Here is a 1,210-nt window from a genome sequence, read left to right as displayed (position 1 = left end):
CCGCTCGGTTGCTCAAGGCAATGGCTTTGATTTCAAACAAACCGGCGACAGCGAAAACCACCAGCTGCGCGCCGAGCGGGTGATCCATCGCGATGCTTTGAGCAAGACTTCGGTCAACGTCGGCCTGTCCCACCTGCGCACCAACAACTACATCGAAGACAGCCGCCTCAAAGAAAGCAGCAATCGCCTGAGCGAACTGCAACTGGGCATCAACCACGGTCGACGGGTCGGCAGCGCCTTCGTCAACTTTGATGTCGGCATGCAAAACGGTACCGGCGCCTTCGACGCCCAGGGCAATCACAACCCGCGCCCTGGCGTGCCCGATGCGCGCTATCGCAAATACACCGCCACCGTCAGCTACCTGCAACCGTTCAAGGTGTGGGGCGAATCTTTCAGCTTTACCAGCCTGGCCACCGGGCAGCGCAGTGAAGATGTGCTGTTCAGCCCGCAGCGCATGAGCCTGGGCGGCTCCTCGTCGATCCGCGGCTACAAGGACCAGCAACTGAGCGGCGACAGCGGCGGCTACTGGCGCAACGACCTGCGCTGGAGTCGCCCGGTGACCCTCGATTGGCTGCGTCCGGTGTTCGGCGAATACGGTGCCAGTGTCGGTTACGACCAAGGCGTGATTCGCAACGGTCGCTACAACGGCGAAGTGCACGGCCGGGTCTCGAGCAACTCACTGGAGCTGTTCGCCCGTGGCAAATACCTCAGCACCAGCGTGACCTTTGCCCACTCGCTGGAACGCCCGGCCGCGCTGCTTGATCGCGAAGCGCCGATCTACTTCCGCATGGATTTCTTCCTGTAATTCAACGCCTAGTTGCATCGAGAATTTGAAATGGATGTTCGCCAATTTGCCTTCCTGGCTCGCCAGCCTTCTGCTGCCCTGAAAAGCCGTGACTCGTTCTTCGGCCTGCCCAAACGTGGCCTGGCGCTGATCCTGGCCAACGCGCTGTTCTGGCAACCGTTGCTGGCCCAGGCCGACGGCATCGTCGTCAGCGCACCCGGCACCACCGTCGGGCAGGCAGGCAATGGCGTGCCGGTGGTGAACATCGCTACCCCCAATGGCAGTGGCTTGTCCCACAACCAGTTCAAGGACTACAACGTCGGCGCCAACGGCGTGATCCTCAACAACGCCACCGACCGTACGCAATCGACCCAACTGGGCGGGATCATCCTCGGCAACCCGAACCTGACGGGCGGCGCCGCCAAT

General features: G+C 61.9%; 2 protein-coding genes. Both read left to right on the top strand.

Translation table 11 applies throughout. The annotated features are described in order from the left end of the window. The coding region (locus tag GNF76_RS29230; RefSeq protein ID WP_218585317.1) for a ShlB/FhaC/HecB family hemolysin secretion/activation protein at positions 1 to 805 on the top strand (805 nt) is incomplete at its 5' end. Between the two features lie 30 nt (positions 806 to 835). Continuing rightward, positions 836 to 1,210, top strand: a 375-nt coding sequence (locus tag GNF76_RS29225; protein ID WP_155586501.1) for a two-partner secretion domain-containing protein, incomplete at its 3' end; no start/stop codon positions are given.

It is taken from the genome of Pseudomonas spelaei, assembly GCF_009724245.1.
Classification (GTDB): domain Bacteria; phylum Pseudomonadota; class Gammaproteobacteria; order Pseudomonadales; family Pseudomonadaceae; genus Aquipseudomonas; species Aquipseudomonas spelaei.
This window is presented reverse-complemented; position numbering and strand designations above follow the sequence as displayed.